Origin of the sequence: Enterococcus haemoperoxidus ATCC BAA-382 (assembly GCF_000407165.1) — a bacterium.
Lineage (GTDB): Bacteria > Bacillota > Bacilli > Lactobacillales > Enterococcaceae > Enterococcus_L > Enterococcus_L haemoperoxidus.
On sequence record NZ_KE136479.1, the window covers coordinates 2249395 to 2267156 of the forward strand.

Here is a 17762-nt window from a genome sequence, read left to right on the forward strand (position 1 = left end):
AACTATTATGACAAAAAATCAGTCATCATCTGTAAAAAAAGCGATCATCACGGGGGCTGCTTCGGGAATTGGTTATGCTACAGCCAAATTATTTATCGAAAAAGGATTTATCGTAGGTTTAATTGACGCTGACAAAAAACGGTTAGAAACCATTTCTAAAGATTTTAAGCAAAGCGGTCATGAATGCTACTACAGAAGTGTGGATGTAACCGATGAAGTTAGCTTAAAAAAAGCAATTGACGAATTAACTGATAGTCTAGAAGGCTTGGATATCTTTTTCAGTAATGCAGGAATAAATGGAACTTGGGCTCCCATCGAAACCTTAACAATTGATGAATGGGATCGTACAATAAACACTAATTTGCGTAGTACTTTTTTATGCATAAAATTTGCGATTCCCCATATGAAAGAGAACGGTGGCTCAATTATTATCACAAGTTCTATCAACGGGACTAGAATTTTTAATAATTTTGGTGCATCAGCGTACAGTGCTTCAAAAGCTGGGCAAGTTGCCTTTACAAAGATGGCTGCCCTAGAACTTGCGCGTTATAACATTCGGGTCAATGCCATCTGTCCTGGTGCTATCGACACAGCCATCAATGAAAAAACAACCTATTCAGATGAATTAAAAGAAGTTGAAATCAAAGTGGAATTTCCTGAAGGCAATCGTCCTTTAAAAAATAAAACTGGAACTAGTAAACAAGTTGCGCAATCTGTTTTATTTTTGGCAACTGATGCATCGGCTAATATTTCTGGAACTGAGCTTTACGTAGATGGAGCAGAATCTTTACTTTAATATGGAAAAAAGTGTTTAGCTCCCGGAAATAAGGTGAAATTTATTTCTAGGAGCTACTTTTTCTCGCTGTTTAATCGAATTTAGTGCGCGCAACAAAACTAACTGACTTTTTCTTTCATCCTAAGATGAAGCTGTCTTGAAAAATGCAAGAATCTCTGAACGAATTTTGCTATGATCAACGATTGGATCAGGGTAATCTTCACCCATAGAAACATTTATGGCATTTTGGAGTTCCGCTGGCATCTTACTTGGCTCATGAATATATTTATTTGGCACATCTTTTAATTCTGGAATAAACTGACGGATAAACTCTCCATGAGGATCGAATTTTTCACTTTGTGTTGTGGGATTGAATATTCGAAAGTAAGGAACTGCATCTGTTCCTGTAGACGCTGCCCATTGCCAACCACCAATATTACTTGCAGCATCATAATCGATTAATTTTTGCTGGAAATATTCTTCTCCCATCCGCCAATCAATCATTAAATCTTTCGTCAGGAATGATGCCACGATCATTCGCAAACGGTTATGCATCCACCCCGTTTGATTGAGCTGTCTCATTCCAGCATCAACGATTGGAAAACCTGTCTTTCCTTCTTTCCATCGCTCAAACGATTCTCGATTATAACTCCATTGCAGTTGTCGATATTTCTCTTTGATCTCTTGTGTTTTTTGTTTAGGATTTTCAAAATAAATCATATTATAAAAATCACGCCAGCATAGTTCTGAGATAAATGTTTGACGACCATCCGAATCTGGTTCAGCATTTAGAGCATACCAAACTTTGCGAATGGATAATTCCCCTGTTCTTAAAAACCTTGATAGTTTACTTGTTTGATTTGAAAAAGGATAGTCTCTCCCTTTTTGATAATTATGTAAGTGACTTTTTATAAATTCTTTCAGATAAGCCTCAGCTGCAACTTCTCCACATTCATAATCAAAGGGTAATTCTATTTTTTCAACAATCTGGTTAAAGTGTTTTTTTCCCTCATCAAATAATGGGTGCTTCAGCTTTTTAAATGACCGATCATTCTTCGTTGTTCGTTGATACATTCGTTTAGGCATTGTTAGCCATTTTCTGAAATAAGGTGTAAAAACTTTGTAGCTTTCACCTGTTGGCTTTTTAATTTCTTCAACACCATGGATATGACTATCTTGAAATGAACACACTTGAATCTGGTTCTTTTCAAAAAAAGTAGTCATTATCTGATCCCGTTCTCTGCCGAAACCACGTTCATCTTTATTGAAATATACTGTATTCCAATCTTGAAAAGCATTCTTTAATTCTGCAAATTTTTCTTCCACATTCCCGTATAAAAAATGGAGCTCTATATTATTTGTTTTAGCATGTTCATAAAATGTTGATAACGTGTAGAAAAAAGCATCATGATTGTAACTATCTTCTAAAAATTGCAACGGATTCAATTGAAAAAGACAAATTAGTTCCTCTGTATCATGACTATCTTCTAGCATCTTATTAAATGCTGTATTATCATCTAAACGAAGGTCTTTACGAAACCACATAATTGTTTTGCTCATTGAATTTTTCCTTTCGTGTTTCTGAATAAATCGTAACATAGATATTGATTTATCACGAAAATTTAAAGCTGTTTGATTTAAAAATATCAGCATAAATTAGTCTTTAAGCTATTCGTCCTCTTCAGTCTGTATCTTTTCCCATAAAGGCAATACCATGTTTTCATAAGCCATCGGATCAAGATTAGTCAACGTTATCCCTAGTAACCGAATCCCTTGTTCGAGACCAAGTATTTCCTCCCAAATCAAGTTAGCTTGATAATATAATTCTTCTTTTTTTGAAATATATTCTGGCAGAGTCCGACGTTTCGTCACTGTTGTATAATCAGCATAACGAACTTTTAAAACGACTGTTTTTCCATGTTTTTGGACCCGCTCTAACGACTCTTCTACTCGTTGTGCTAGTTGTCTTAATTGAGCAGTTACTTGTGCTTCAGTCGTTAACGGTGTTCCATATGTATGCTCCTTGCCCACAGATTTACGGTCTCTTGTTATGTTTACCGGTGAATCATGGATTCCACGAACTTTCCGATAAAGAGAATACCCCATTTTACCAAAATTACGGATCAATTCCATCTCATCTTGTTTATAAAGATCTTCCCCAGTATAAATACCTAAATCATGCATTTTAGGAACTGTTTTTTTTCCTACTCCGTGAAATGCTTCAATCGGTAAAGCTTTTAAAAAAGTTTCTGCATCATCTGGCATCACAACCGTTAGACCTTTAGGTTTTTGAAAATCAGACGCTAATTTTGCTAAAAACTTGTTGTAGCTGACACCTGCTGAACAAGTTAAATGCAATTCGTTCCAGATATCATACTGAATCAATTTAGCAATCTTTATTGCTGATTTACTATCGATTTTATTTGTTGTGACATCTAAATACGCCTCGTCTATTGAAACGGGTTCGATAATATCTGTATAGCGATGAAAAATCTCTCGAATTTGCTTAGAAATTTCAGAATATTTTTCATAATTTCCTGGTTTAAAAATAGCATCTGGACATAATTCATACGCTTTTTGAGCGCTCATTGCAGAATGGATTCCGAATTTACGCGCTTCATAATTTGCAGTAGTCACAACACCTTTACCACCTGTATCACTTGGATGGCGTGCGATCACTAATGGGTGTCCGACTAATTCTGGATGGTCACGTTCTTCTACAGAAGCAAAAAAAGCATCCATGTCGATATGAATAATCTTACGAGAAGTATCCTTCTTTAAAGGAAAACGTAATTCACTTATCATACTCGCCAGCCTCCTTTCAACTAGGTCGGTGTACTTTTATTCCTTAATCAAATTTAATAAAAATTCCCTTTTTACTCTCATTAAGCATTTTATCAATCTTTACCTGAGCCGTTTTTGAAACCTTTGATACTGGAACAATCTTATCAGGCAATCTTACCAAGGGATCGACAAACCTTATTTTCTTTTGCTGCTGGATATCGTAATCATCCTCACTGGAACAAACCCGATATTCCGGTGGATGATCCATATTGCCCAATAATTGCAGGATTTCAGTTGAACCTGTTGATTTTAACTTCTTGAGAAAAGCTGAATCTGTCATCATCAAATCATCTAAGATAATTTCTTCATTTGCTAGTCCAAGCTGGATTGCCTTTGACATCCACTCATAGCTGCAACTGTTTTGAGGATCATAAAAAAAGTCGATTACTACTTTTCGATACTGCTCTATAAACCAATCAGCCCAATAAACTGACTCTAAAACAATTTGCTTCTTAATGATTTTGATTGAATTCAAAAAATACTGAATTTCTTGTAATGGAACGGAAAAATAGCGATAAACTTCACGTAAGGTATAATCAATCCGATCAAAACATAGTAACGGTGCTTTTTGTTCCAATAATCCCCATTGTTCGTCATCAAATAAAATCTGCCGATAATCAAATCCATATTGGTTTAATAAGGCAGGAATTGCAGAATCTTCAATCAATTGTGCTTTGATTTGCTCATGATAATCGTCTGTTTTATTAGATAAAACCAAATCGATCACATGTGAAAATGCGGTATGAGACACATCATGTAGCAGCCCTGCAATTTGTTCTTCTATTGTTCCACCAAATCTTTTGATTAACAACATAACACCAATAGAATGCTCATATCTGGTTTCATTCCAAGTTGGATTAATCAAAAATGCTGGTCCTGCCATATGAACATCTTTTAAACGTTGAATCTCTTCTGATAAAATCAATCTTGCTAGAACTTCTTCAACTTCATATGAACCATATAGAACATCCTCAACAATCATTTTTTTCTCCTTTAAAAATCAGCTATATTTTATACACATTATATACGAACGTTTGTTCATTTACAACTTATTTTATTTGAATAAAAAAAGGAATAGTGCCCTTTCAGCTCTACTCCTTAAGTAAAAATAATTTATATTGCTTGTGCGCCACGTTCACCCGTTCTAATCCGAATCGCTTCTTCTACATTGTAAACGAAGATTTTACCGTCTCCTACTTCTCCAGTCTGGCAAATAGCCAAAATCAAAGAAATAATCTCTTCCACTTCCTCGTCTAAAACAACAAAACTGACTTTCACTTTAGGCAACAGTGTTGTAATGATTTCTTGACCACGAACAAATTCTTTTAACCCTTTTTGGTTTCCAAATCCTAAAACTTGGCTTACGGTCATTCCTAGTGCTTCAAAACTATCAGCCATTTTAACTTTCAGCTCTTCTAGTTTTTCCTGCTGGATGATTGCTTCTACTTTTTTCATCTGTTTTCCTCCTATGAATCTAGTCCCATAAATGTCGGATAAGCTGTTTCGTCATGTTCGATTCGATCCAATCCCAGTGCTTCTTCTTTTGCAGAAACTCGAATCGGCATGAATAATTGAATCCCTTTGATAATAAGAAAACTAGCGACCCCAGCAAATACAATCGTAAAAGCAATGCTAGCGACTTGGGCCACAAATAGTTCCGTTCCACCATAGATCAATCCAGTTTTACCTCCAACAGCAGGATCTGCAAATAGTCCAGTCATGACCCCACCAAAAATTCCACCGACACCATGGCAACCGAATGCATCAAGTGCATCATCATACCCAAATTTATGTTTAACAAATGAAATAAAATAATAACAAAACGGACTGACTAATGCGCCTAGAACAAATGAACTCCAAAGAGAAACAAAACCAGCACCTGGCGTAATCGCAACTAGGCCCACGACAGCACCTGTACAAGCACCGACTACTGTAGGTTTTCCAATCGCCAATTTTTCAATCAGCATCCATGAAAGCATCCCGCTTGCGGCTGCTGTATTTGTCGTAAGCATTGCGTGGATCGCCAACCCGTCGGCTGCTAATGCAGACCCAGCATTAAACCCGAACCAGCCAAACCAAAGTAAACCAGCACCTAAAACAACAAACGGTATGTTATGTGGACGATACTCTGTTTGGCGATATTCACGACGTTGCCCTAAAACAATAGCTAGTACAAGCCCTGAAATCCCTGAACTAATATGAACCACATTTCCCCCCGCAAAATCGATCGATCCTATTTCATCTAAAAAGCCTCCGCCCCAAACCATATGGGCCATTGGGTAATACACAACGATCGACCAGATAGCAATAAATAGAAAAATCGCAGAAAAACGCATCCGCCCAACCACAGCACCTGTAATAATTGCTGTAGTAATCAACGCAAACATCATTTGAAAACCAGCAAATAATCCTTCTGGAATCTTATCCCCTTTCGTCATTGAAACTTGATTAAAAAATAGCTTATCAAAGTTACCAACAAATAAGTTATCCCCACTAAAAGACATCGAATAACCTAGTATGATCCAAAGAACTGAAGCCAATCCCATCACGCAAATCACCATCATCATTGTGTTGAGAATATTTTTTCTTCGTTCTAACCCGCCATAAAAAAATGCTAAAGCTGGTGTCATCAAAAAGACCATCGTAGAACAAATCATGATAAATGCAATATTTCCTGCTTCCATAACAAACCCCTCCAATTCAAAAATTAAGCCAACCTTCATTTTAGCTTTGTCGGTTATTTTAGCATCGTTTTTTAAATTATCCTAGTAAAAATCTCTTGATCAAGTAAAATAATTTCATTTTTCTGACAATTCGCGTTATAAAAAATAACATCTATACCAATATAACACTTTCAACATATTATCAAGCTCAAGCGAACAAACCAATTATGGGATAAAAAAATAAACTGATTTTTGACATCAGCTTATTTCCCAGTATTCAATTTAATCTACATGAAACTCTTTATAGACATCCTGTTTTTTCAATCCGCGAAGTTTAGCAACTTCTTTGATTGCTTCTTTAGAAGAACTTCCTGTATTCATCAATACTTCGATATGTTCCTTGATCGAAAGTTCTAAATCGACATTTTCTGCTGATTCCGCTCCGTCAGCCCCTTCGATTAAAATACAGCATTCTCCCTTTAATGTGTGTTCCGCCAAGTAATCCCTCAATTCAGCCAACGTACCACGAAGATATTCTTCATGGAGCTTCGTCAATTCACGGCAAATCACAGCCTTCCGTTCTTCACCAAAAACTTCTGAAAAATGCTTTATTGTTGTGGCAATTCGATGAGGTGATTCGTAAAAAATTTGCGTTGGTACTGCTGTTTTTAACTTATCTAAAACCTCAATTTGTTCTTTTTTCTTTCGAGGTAAAAAGCCATAAAATGTAAATGGCTGCGGTGACAGTCCTGAAGCAATCAGTGCTGTGATTCCTGCTGTCGGTCCAGGTAAAGCGATCACTTTGATTCCAGCTTCGATACATGCCTCAACCAATTCATGACCTGGATCACTAATGGAAGGCATCCCCGCATCACTGACTTGAGCAATCATTTCACCAGCCTCTAAACGTTCTATAAACTGTGGAATCCGTTCTTTATAATTATGCTCATGAAAACTAATTTGAGGAGTTGTGATCTCAAAGTGATTTAGTAATTTTTGCGTATTTCTGGTATCTTCACTCGCAATGATCGTTGCCTCTTTTAAGATATTAATACAGCGAAAGCTCATATCCTCTAGGTTTCCGATTGGTGTGGGCACCAAATATAGTTGCCCAATGCTAGATGAATCAAAACTTTTTTGTTTTTGCATAATTACTCCTTTTCAGCGCTTCGGTTAATCTCAAAAGAGGCTGAGACAGATTTTGTCACAGCCTCTAAATTTGATTTGTTTAACATTTATTTGTATCGTTCACCATAAATAACATCTAAACAAAATGCACATTCTTCATCATTCTCACGGCGTGAACCATATAAAATGTTGCAGACATGAAACCCCTCTTCGTAAAGTTTTTCCAAATTCATTCGAGATTTAGATAACTCCTGCTTAGCTGGATCATTTGAGTCGCTGGCTAGTTTAGTCAATTCCTGCAAATGTTCCCGTAAGCGTTGATTCTCGATTTCAAGTGTCGTATTTTTTTCAACTAACTCGTGAAGTGCTTCTTTAATTTCTGATAATTGTCCCAAAGTTCCTTGTAGATCCGTCTCTAAAGAACTCAGACCATCGTATAAAGAACGTTTATCCATTGTGATCACCTTTTTCGGCTTGAGCTTTTTGTGTTGCTTCTTTGATCTCTTCATAATCATATTCTACTGCTATTTCACGTCCAACTAAACGGACTTTGATGATACGGCTCAATAAATTCAAACCGACTACTCGGCCTTTTCCATCTGGTGTGATCACATCTTTACCGTAATCAGGTAACTCTTTTTTCGCTGCTTCATATTCATCATTTTCGTATTTTAAACAACACATCAAGCGCCCACATAAACCAGAAATTTTTACTGGATTCAACGATAAGCCTTGATCTTTTGCCATTTTGATCGATACTGGCATAAAGTCACCTAAAAAAGTCGAACAGCATAACTGTCTACCACACGGACCGATCCCACCTAAAATCTTCGCTTCGTCTCTGACACCGATTTGACGCAATTCAATCCTCGTACGGAAAATTGCTGCTAAATCTTTGACTAGCTCACGAAAGTCGATTCGACCATCTGCTGTAAAATAAAAAACCATCTTGCTGCGGTCAAACGTATATTCAACACGAATCAATTTCATTTCTAATTCATGTGCTCGGATTTTTTCTTTGGCCACACTTAATGCAGCTTTGGCATCATCTACATTCTTTTGTTCTTTTTCTAAATCTGTTTCTGATGCTTTATTTAAAATGGGTTTTAATTCCTCAGGTAAATCTTCCGGATCAATAGATTTTTTCGGTATCGCAACTGTGGCAAGCTGTTTAGACTGCTGTGATTCCACAAGTACTTTATCATTGTAAAAATACTCTGATTTTCCAGGAGCAAAATAATAGATATGACCTGCTTCACGGAAGCGAACTCCTACTACTTCTACCATTTTCATCCTCCTATTTATGTTTTAGGGTGAATCATTCGTATTACTAATTGCTCGCAAACACTTTGAAAGCTGACATTCGCTTCCCACTTTTGACGTGCTTTTAAAATCAGTTCCACTCGCTGTGCCTGTTGCTCTGTCACACGTTTGAGCTGACCAGTTGCTACACTTTCAGTGAGTTGTTTACGGTAATAGGCAAGTAATAAATCGAAACTCAACGCTTGTTGATCTTTTTCTTTAAAGACCTTAATCATCTTTTTTTGAACGTAGACAAAAGCTTGCAAATCATCTTTTGTCATGTAATCAAACCACTGTTGAGTAATTTCCCTAGCTTCATTAAACCATTCATCTTGAGAGATTTCAACTGCTTTGTCAAAACTATTGGTGAGTTCTGCCAAAAGAATCGCTGTATTTTTGTTGATTCCAGATCCTATCAAAGCATGAACTAGTTTTTCTTTAACTAAAGGTTGAAAATGAAGGACCTGACAACGTGATTGGATCGTTGGTAAAATTTTTGCTAACGACGTCGTCTCTAAAATCGCTAAGACTTTTCCTTCTGGTTCTTCCAGAAATTTTAATAAGCTGTTTGCTGCACCAATACTCATCTTATCTGCCTGTTCAATCAGAAAAACTTTCTGAGCCGTCTCTACACCGCTTTTGCTGAACTCTGCCTTCAATGCTCTGATTTGATCGACCTTGATCGTTTGGCCATCTGGAGCGACTCGTAATACGTCAGGATGCTCATTCTCATTGATCCTCAAGCAATTGTTGCATTGATTACAAGGATTGTTATCTATTCGATTGGTACAGAAAATGTGTTTTGCCATCCATAAACCAAATTCTTTTTTACCAGTTCCTGTATCGCCTTCAAAAAGATAAGCATGGGCAAGACGACCATGCTCAAAACTTTTTTGAAGTTGCTGGTAAAGCAACGGTTGTTGTTCCTTTAATACTTGTGCTTCATTCATCTTAATATTGATGGAATCCTTCTACTGGAAGAACAAAGACTGTTGCGCCTCCCACCTCAACCTCGACAGGATAAGGGACTTGTCCATCCATCGTAATATCTAGTGTTACAGGAGTTGACACGTATTGTTTACGAGACTGGCATGTTTTTTTGATTAATTCCAATGCTTCTTCCACACGATCATCATCGATTCCGACGATAAATGTGCTGTTTCCTGCTTTTAAAAAGCCACCTGTTGATGAAAGTTTGGTTGCACGAATATTGGCATCAATAAATTCATTGGCTAAACGGTTACTATCTTTGTCTTGGACAATCGCTAAAATAATTTTCATATTCGGTCACCTTCCTATTTTCTAAAGTATTCTGGATAACGGGTTACGATTGCTTGAAAGGTTGCCTCAACAACATCTTCCAAACTCATTCTGGCATCGATTTTGGTAATTCTTTCTGGATTTTCTTCTACTAATTTTAAATATTCGTGGCGAACTCGTTGATGGAATTCAAGCCCCTCTGAATCTAATCGGTCAATTTGTTGTTGGCGATGATTTTTGATTCGGTTCAATCCTGTATCTGAATCTACATCTAAATAGATCGTAAAGTCAGGTACGGTTCCTTCGATCGCAAATTCATTGATTGTAGCTATTGCTTCAACACCAATCCGTCGGCCTGCGCCTTGATAGGCTAAAGAACTGTCTACGAAGCGGTCACACAAAACGATTTTACCTTCTTCCAAAGCCGGCAAAACCTTTTCCATCAAATGCTGACGTCTAGCAGCCGCATAAAGCAACGCCTCTGTCCGCTCATCCATCTCTTGATTTTTCGGGTCTAGGATGATTTGACGAATTTTCTCAGCAATGGGAATTCCGCCAGGTTCTCTTGTTTTAATAATGCTTCTTTCTGCTGCCAGATCCAGCCTTGGATATAACTCATTCAATACACTTGTCTTTCCTGCGCCATCTGGTCCTTCGATCGTTATAAAAATACCTTGCACTTTACTAATCCCCTTACTTACTTTGATTCCTTTTATCTATTATACTTTATCTACTACAATGAGTCTAATTGAATTCCTTATTATTAAAAATTTCCTGATAAAATATAAAACTGAGCTAAATTTTAATAGACTTTAGCTCAGTTTTATATTTTCTATTTGCCTTACTTACATTCTTTTACTTTTTTTAAAAAGAATAACAACTATAGTACTCAAACAAAGGCTGCCAAGGAAGAATAAATAATTCATAGTGATTTCCCCAGCTTTAGGCAAGGTCTTGTCTTTTGGCACACTGTTATTATTTTTCTCTACAGGATTATTCTCACTGCTATCTTGTGGAGGTTTAGGTGTTTCTGCTTTTTTATTTTCGACGATGACTTCTAATGGTCCCGCTTGTTCCGACGTAATTTCAAAAGGAATTGGTTCTTTTGTTGAAATATAGCCTGTTAAAGCCTGTGTTTCAATAAATTGATATTTCCCAAGTGCTAGATCTTGAACGATCAGCTGACCATTTTTATCTGTCGTAAATCCAGTTTGAAGTGTATTTCCATTATGATCTTGAAGCTCAAATACAACACCTGCTAAGGCTTCTTTCGTCATTTGATCGATTTTTAGCAGTTGGACACTCCCTCGGACTGCTTCAGCTTTATTGATCACTTTTTTTAAAGCTATTTTATTTTGAAAATCACTTGAAGAAATATGAATCGGCGTGGTGTCTATTATAAAACCAATTGGTGCTTTCGTCTCTATCAAGGTATAGTCTTCCTGTAGTAAATTAGTGATTTCCCCCACACCTTGTTCATTCGTGATGATTTGACCAATTTGCTCGTTAGTTGAATCTTTATAGACATCAAATTCAGCACCTGCTAAAACAGCACCCTCCTCTGATATTTTCAATAGTTGAATAGTGAATACTTCACCTGTTCCAGTTCCACTTCCATCGGAATACTGTGTTTTAGACTCTTTTGAATCGATTGTTACTTGATTACTTTCTAAAGTAGCAAGATTAGAAAATTCTTCTTGATCTTGTACTTGATGATCGATCGTCGTATCGTAAGAAATAAGATAACCGATTCCTTTAGGCATATCACCAAAATCGACCGTAAAGCCACTTGACAGATACTTGATTGTTACTTGATCTGTAATATCTGTTTTATTCACTGGATTATCAAAAATGCCTTTATCAGCATCTGGAAATTCTGCTGACGTTACTTTAATCGATCCCGGAACTAACGTATAGTTATCCGTTTTAAATGTATCTGTAACTACAGCGTTAGGAAATTCCTGTCCACTAGCGTTTACTCGAACTTCCCAATACAGTGTACGCGAATCTGATGAGAACCAAGACCATTTATTGATGACTTCATTTGGATCATCGGTTGCTTCTTCCACTTCTATTTCAGTAGACACTTCAGTTGTTTTGTTGATAGGAAAAACAAGTTTGATCGTACCATATTCATCGATCATCTGTTTATCGAAACGGGTTAAAAATTGCAACGTTCCTTTAACATTGGAATGCGTTTCAACAAAATCAGTATAGGTTAATAAGACTGTTTTTGAGCCTTTGTCCGCAACAGCAGTGGCTACAACCGAGCCATTTTCATCCAGCACATCAAAAGACAAACTATTTACCAAATCTAATGCATCAGGCAGCTCGATCAATGTTGTATCCCCTGCTTTGGCACTTCCATTTGGAATACTCCAGTCCATATGAACCTGAATAATATCCCATGATTTAAATGAGGTTTGATCTTCTCCCTTTTCATTGGTGATTTTCACATTTTGAATCACATCATCCAGTTCTTTTCCTTGAGCGTTTGTTTCGAAAAACACAACTGAACTAATCAAAGCAAAAAATAAAGTGACAATAAAAATAAAAGTCATCCCTAGTTTATTATACTTTTTTCCCATTTTACATCTCCCTGTCATCTAGTTTTCTATCATTTTCATTCCAAAAATATATTTTCTTTCTTATTTTAAATCAAATGAAAACGAATTCCACTTATAACATTAATTATAAAACAATAAAAAGCATATAATGTATTTATTTTATTAAAAAAACAAATTATAAAAACATCTATAGTATATCTTCATTTAGTTTAGGCATAAAACATTGTATTCCTAGTATTTTAAACATGCTATAATCACTGTAGAAACACCAATAAAAACTGGGAGTGATTTATTTGGACAAATTATTTGCAGCAGTTGATGATTATTTTATTGAAAAACTGGTTGAGAATGATCCTATTTTTGATCAAATTTTGGCTAATAACCAAAAATACCAGTTACCTCCTCATGACGTATCCCCTTCTCAAGGGAAATTTTTGTATCTTCTTGCGAAAATCAAAGGAGCAAAGCGTATTTTAGAAATTGGCACACTTGGTGGGTACAGTACACTTTGGTTTGCGAAAGCGTTAAGTCACGATGGAGAAGTAATCTCACTTGAATTTGACACAAAACATGCTGAAGTGGCGAAAGAAAATTTAGCTCTTGCAGGTGTTTCTGATAAAACGAACATTTTAGTAGGTGCAGCTTCTGACAGCTTAGAAAAAATGGTACAAGCTCAGACACCTGCTTTCGATTTAATTTTTATTGATGCAGATAAAGAAAATAACTCCGTTTATTTGAAATATGCACTACAACTCGCACGTCCTGGTACTATTATCATTGGTGACAATGTTGTGCGGGATGGTGCTGTTATTGATACAACTAGTTCTGATGGAAGAGTGAATGGCGTCCGATCTTTTGTGGATGATTTGAGCAATTCTTCAAGATTGACTTCGACTGCTATAGAAACCGTTGGTGTAAAAGGTTACGATGGTTTTACTATTAGTATTGTTGAAAAATAAAGAATAAAAAAACAGCTTCAGTTATGCGTCGTCCACATAACTGAAGCTGTTTTCTATTCTTTTAAAGTTCACGACGTCCTTCTACGGCTTTAAGTAATGTCACTTCATCTGCGTATTCAATATCACTACCAACAGACAAGCCATGAGCCAACCTTGTGACAGTGATTCCAGCCGGTTTAATCAAACGAGAAAGATACATTGCTGTGGCTTCACCTTCTGTTGTAGCGTTGGTTGCGATGATTACTTCTTTGACTTCATCATCATGTAGCCTTTGGATCAATGAAGCAATATTGATATCTTCCGGACCAGTCCCTTCCATCGGTGATAATACACCGTGAAGAACATGATACAACCCATGATACTCACGCATTTTCTCCATTGCCATAACATCTTTAGGTTCTTCGACTACTAAAATAATACTACGATCCCTCGTTGTATCTTGGCAAATTTCACAAGGATCTTCCTCCGTAATGTTGCCGCAAATACTACAAAAGTGCAAATCACGTTTTACACTGATCAACGCTTTGGCAAATGCATTTACGTCTTCTTCTTTCATATCTAATGTATAAAAAGCTAAACGAACAGCCGTTTTTTGGCCGATTCCTGGCAATTTCATGTAGCTTTCAACTAGTTTGGCGATGGGTTCTGGATAATGCATAATTTCTAACAATTCCTTTCATAACAAGCATCCACAGAATGATTCTTTTGTTAAGGTAACAAACAGGGTAACAAAACAATGAATATAATTCAAGTCCATTCGTGTCATTTTCTTGTATTTTATCGAGATAGTAACGCATAGTTATTTTAGCATTCTCATGTCTAAGCTGATTGTCTTTCTCTTTTTCATTTTTTACGTAATTCTAAGTTACAACCTTTTTCTACCAATGTATATTCCTTTGCACTTCAGAAAATTCTTCTTGCTTGTGTTTAGTTAAAACCATAGCTCTCAATATCTTTTATAGTTATGGTTTTCATTTTACCACACCTTTCAGTTAAAAATAAAAAAGCTTCCTTTTTAAGATAGCTTTTCGTTCTATAAAAAGTAATTATTATCCTTATTCGATATAGTTGGTATTTTCAACACCATTAAAAATCATTAAGCATCACATTAATATATTACTAACTAAGGCAACAAATAATTTACTACTATAGACCATTTCAACTATTTTTTTCTTAATCAATCCTCCAAATTTCCATGAGCAATAATAAAAATAGCCTTTCCTTTTTTGAAAAGACTATCTAAATAATACTATTTACTCGAAAAAATTATCATGCTCAGTAGTGATAAACTCCGTTTTACTCCATCTTGTACCATAAGGAAGATATTCACTACTAAATTTATACTTCTGCTTTCCTTCACTTGTTTTATATACTAGAACAAGATTTCCATCACTAGGTATTGCCTTATCATAATACAACGTTTTTTTATCCCCAACTTTTAACTTAGGACAACTTACAAGAAGTGTATCATTTGAAGTAATTGTCAAGTTGGATTCAGATACTGTTAAACTTTGATATATCATTACATCTTTGATTTCATGTGACGACTCATTTATGATAATAAATTTATTATCAACTGGGAAGATTTCTGCATGAAAGAGACGTAGATACTTGTATAAAAATATTGAGAATACTATTACTATAACCATTACGAATAAATTTTTTTTGATTTAAATACCTTCATCCTATCACCTTTCTACTGATGATAAACGGTTCCCGTAAATCCTGCTCCTGTTGTTGCGATTAATCCTGTACGAGAACTATTCAATTTATACAAACGTCTGTTAAATATCATCTTTACAGTGCACTCAGCCATGTCTTTGGCTACAGGTCTTCTTCCTTACATACCTAATGCGTGAAGCTATTAAAACAACTGAAGACTATTTAATCCAACAAGCTGGGACAAACCGTTCAATAAATTAATCGATCATCTAAAGAAAATTTCTAACTATTTAAAAGAAGCTGATTAGTTTTTATTCTAAAGTCAAAAAAAAGCCGAGACAAATGCTTGAACAGCATTTATCTCAACTTCATTTATCGCTATTCCCTGTCCTAAAATCCAGGCATTCCTTTAGCATATTTCCCCATAGTTGCTTCAGTTTCTTTTTCTACTTTCGTCAATGCATCATTTACTGCCATGATCACAAGATCTTGCAGCATTTCTACATCTTCTGGGTCCACAACATCTTCTTTGATCGAGATGTCTTTCATTTTACGATCACCAGTAAAAGTGGCTGTTACTAATTGATTTGTTGCTTCACCAACAAATTCACGCACATTTAATTCCGCTTGTGCTTTTTCCATATCTTTTTGCATTTTTTGGACTTGTTTCATCATTCCTTGCATATTTCCCATGCCTCGCATCATAACTATCGTCTCCTCTTAATCGTTTATTACTTCAACAAGCGCTTCGCCAAACATCGCGATCGCTTCGTCTACTACTTGATTGTTTACTTGTGCTGCCGGTTCTTCTTCTGTCAGTAAATGATTTTCTTCATTACTAATAGGTCGATCTTCATTTGCTGGATCTCCCGGTGTTTCTTTATTTTGACTGATAAATGACTGGCGTAGCTTTGGCCAGCTTTCTTTTGTGATACAAACCATATCTGGTGCATAATTGTTCACCAAACGGCTTAAATTATTATGAACTGCTAACTGCATTTCCTCATCTTCCATGGCTCGGCCACAGACGATTTCATACTCAAATGCAATGACTATACCATTTGGACTAGCTGCAACTGGCTCACTTGCTTTGAGCATAGCTCTTTGGGTCACAGACATCATTTGCAATAAATCATCCCAAACATTTTTTACGTTCAATAAATGATCTTTTGTCGCTTCATTCAACACTTTGTACACAAGCTCAGTTGGAATCCGTAATGCATTTTTACTACTTGTAGCTCGTACTGCTTTAACAGGTTCCGCTTCTTTGGCCACAACACCAGTTTTCTTCAACTCTGTTAATTCTTTTTGCAACTGTTCGATTTGCTGCTGTAATCCGCTGATCTCAGCTGTTGAGATTGGTTGTACCTCATCCAATATTTCTACTGTTTTTTTTACATTTTTTGCCAGCTTAACAGTTGCTACTTCTAGATAAATATTCGCATTGTTCGTAAAGCGGATATCATTTTGAGTATCACTTAAAATTTGGATCAATTGGTAAATTTTCTCAGCTGCAGTTTGACCTGCTATTTCTTTGAATTTTTCTGTTAGATTTCCGACTTTTTCTGCTAAAAGATTTGGTGCTTGCTGAAACATAAGTAAATCACGACAATATAATAACAAATCTTCTAAAAATCTTCGTGCCTCTTTACCAGAGCTAAGAATAGTCTCTAATTGTTCTAATGCTTGTTCAACGTCACCTGTTACACAGCTTGAAATATAGTGATCCATCATTTCATACGTTAAACTACCAGTTACTTGCATCGCATCTTTTAATGTAACTTTTTCATCGCTAAATGAAATCGTCTGATCCAAAATACTTAAAGCATCCCGCATCCCGCCTTCAGCCGCTCGTCCGATTACATATAAAGCCTGCTCTTCAAAATCAACATCGATCTGTTTTAGAATATAGCCTAGATGATCCACAATATCTTGTGTACTGATTCGTTTAAAATCAAAACGTTGCGTTCTTGAAATAATCGTTAACGGAATCTTATGTGGCTCTGTTGTCGCTAAAATAAAAATAACATTTTGTGGTGGTTCTTCTAATGTCTTTAATAACGCATTAAACGCCCCTGTCGACAACATATGTACTTCATCGATGATATACACTTTGTATTCAGCTTGTGTCGGCGCGTATTTTGCTTTATCACGGATATCACGAATTTCTTCTACCCCGTTATTGCTCGCCGCATCGATCTCGATTACATCATTCAAACGTCCTTCTGTGATTGCAACACAGGTTTCACATTCATTACACGGTTCTCCATCTACGCTATGTTTACAGTTGATTGCTTTAGCAAAAATTTTCGCCGCACTTGTCTTTCCTGTTCCTCTTGGGCCGGTAAACAAATAGGCATGTGAGGTTTTCTTTTGGATGATCGCATTTTTTAACGTCTGCGTGATTGCTTTTTGTCCAACAACATCATCAAAACGCTGTGAACGCCAAACACGATACAAAGCTTGATAAGCCATAATTTACCCCTCCCTCGAAATTTCACTATATTCTATTATACGTGATTTTTATGGATAAGGCATTAAAAAAAGCGAACTCATTAAAAAATTCTTTCAAAAAAAGCCCCGACTCCTGTCAGGACTTTCT

The 17762-nt window shown here is 36.2% G+C and carries 17 protein-coding genes; 2 read left to right on the forward strand and 15 right to left on the reverse strand.

The features are described 5' to 3' along the window. The first annotated feature begins 7 nt into the window (after window positions 1-7). On the forward strand, window positions 8-796 hold the full coding sequence (locus I583_RS10350) for an SDR family oxidoreductase (RefSeq protein WP_010760530.1): 789 nt from the start codon (window positions 8-10) through the stop codon (window positions 794-796). Between the two features lie 120 nt (window positions 797-916). Here I583_RS10350 and I583_RS10355 read toward each other — a convergent pair whose 3' ends face one another. From I583_RS10355 to I583_RS10410, 12 genes are all read right to left on the reverse strand, one after another. Beyond that, window positions 917-2335: a cryptochrome/photolyase family protein gene (locus I583_RS10355; protein ID WP_010760529.1), complete on the reverse strand. Its 1419-nt coding sequence runs from the start codon at window positions 2333-2335 to the stop codon at window positions 917-919. A 108-nt stretch (window positions 2336-2443) separates the two neighbouring features. After that, entirely contained in the window at window positions 2444-3580 is a 1137-nt protein-coding gene (gene dinB, locus I583_RS10360; protein WP_010760528.1) for a DNA polymerase IV, read from the reverse strand. A gap of 43 nt (window positions 3581-3623) precedes the next feature. Further along, window positions 3624-4601 carry an HD domain-containing protein gene (locus I583_RS10365; RefSeq protein WP_010760527.1) on the reverse strand — a complete coding sequence of 326 codons (978 nt, stop codon included), beginning with the start codon at window positions 4599-4601 and terminating at the stop codon, window positions 3624-3626. Between the two features lie 131 nt (window positions 4602-4732). Further along, entirely contained in the window at window positions 4733-5074 is a 342-nt protein-coding gene (locus I583_RS10370) for a P-II family nitrogen regulator (RefSeq protein ID WP_010760526.1), read from the reverse strand. An 11-nt stretch (window positions 5075-5085) separates the two neighbouring features. Further along, a complete protein-coding gene (locus I583_RS10375; protein ID WP_010760525.1) occupies window positions 5086-6303 on the reverse strand; it encodes an ammonium transporter in 1218 nt (405 codons plus the stop codon). Window positions 6304-6564: 261 nt separating this feature from the next. Then, complete coding sequence (rsmI, locus tag I583_RS10380) at window positions 6565-7431, reverse strand: 16S rRNA (cytidine(1402)-2'-O)-methyltransferase (protein ID WP_010760524.1); 867 nt, start codon at window positions 7429-7431, stop codon at window positions 6565-6567. 86 nt (window positions 7432-7517) lie between these two features. After that, the gene (locus I583_RS10385) at window positions 7518-7865 is read right to left on the reverse strand and encodes a DNA replication initiation control protein YabA (RefSeq protein ID WP_010760523.1); all 348 of its coding nucleotides are present in this window, start codon (window positions 7863-7865) and stop codon (window positions 7518-7520) included. After that, entirely contained in the window at window positions 7858-8697 is an 840-nt protein-coding gene (locus I583_RS10390) for a PSP1 domain-containing protein (RefSeq protein ID WP_010760522.1), read from the reverse strand. Before I583_RS10390 ends, I583_RS10385 begins: the two co-directional genes overlap by 8 nt. A gap of 14 nt (window positions 8698-8711) precedes the next feature. After that, window positions 8712-9662 carry a DNA polymerase III subunit delta' gene (holB, locus tag I583_RS10395; protein ID WP_010760521.1) on the reverse strand — a complete coding sequence of 317 codons (951 nt, stop codon included), beginning with the start codon at window positions 9660-9662 and terminating at the stop codon, window positions 8712-8714. Between the two features lies 1 nt (window position 9663). After that, window positions 9664-9993 (reverse strand): cyclic-di-AMP receptor, encoded by a 330-nt coding sequence (locus I583_RS10400; protein ID WP_010760520.1) that lies wholly within the window; start codon window positions 9991-9993, stop codon window positions 9664-9666. Between the two features lie 14 nt (window positions 9994-10007). Next, entirely contained in the window at window positions 10008-10652 is a 645-nt protein-coding gene (gene tmk, locus I583_RS10405; protein ID WP_010760519.1) for a dTMP kinase, read from the reverse strand. 165 nt (window positions 10653-10817) lie between these two features. After that, window positions 10818-12560: an LPXTG cell wall anchor domain-containing protein gene (locus I583_RS10410; protein WP_010760518.1), complete on the reverse strand. Its 1743-nt coding sequence runs from the start codon at window positions 12558-12560 to the stop codon at window positions 10818-10820. Window positions 12561-12823: 263 nt separating this feature from the next. Here I583_RS10410 and I583_RS10415 point away from each other — a divergent pair, with 263 nt between their 5' ends. Further along, on the forward strand, window positions 12824-13498 hold the full coding sequence (locus tag I583_RS10415; protein WP_244264869.1) for an O-methyltransferase: 675 nt from the start codon (window positions 12824-12826) through the stop codon (window positions 13496-13498). A gap of 61 nt (window positions 13499-13559) precedes the next feature. Here the strand turns inward: I583_RS10415 and recR are convergent, their stop codons facing one another. From recR to dnaX, 3 genes are all read right to left on the reverse strand, one after another. Beyond that, window positions 13560-14156: a recombination mediator RecR gene (recR, locus tag I583_RS10420; protein ID WP_010760516.1), complete on the reverse strand. Its 597-nt coding sequence runs from the start codon at window positions 14154-14156 to the stop codon at window positions 13560-13562. A gap of 1394 nt (window positions 14157-15550) precedes the next feature. Next, window positions 15551-15865, reverse strand: a complete 315-nt coding sequence (locus tag I583_RS10430; protein WP_010760514.1) for a YbaB/EbfC family nucleoid-associated protein — start codon at window positions 15863-15865, stop codon at window positions 15551-15553. Window positions 15866-15880: 15 nt separating this feature from the next. Further along, window positions 15881-17635 (reverse strand): DNA polymerase III subunit gamma/tau, encoded by a 1755-nt coding sequence (gene dnaX / locus I583_RS10435; RefSeq protein ID WP_010760513.1) that lies wholly within the window; start codon window positions 17633-17635, stop codon window positions 15881-15883. Window positions 17636-17762: the final 127 nt, after the last annotated feature.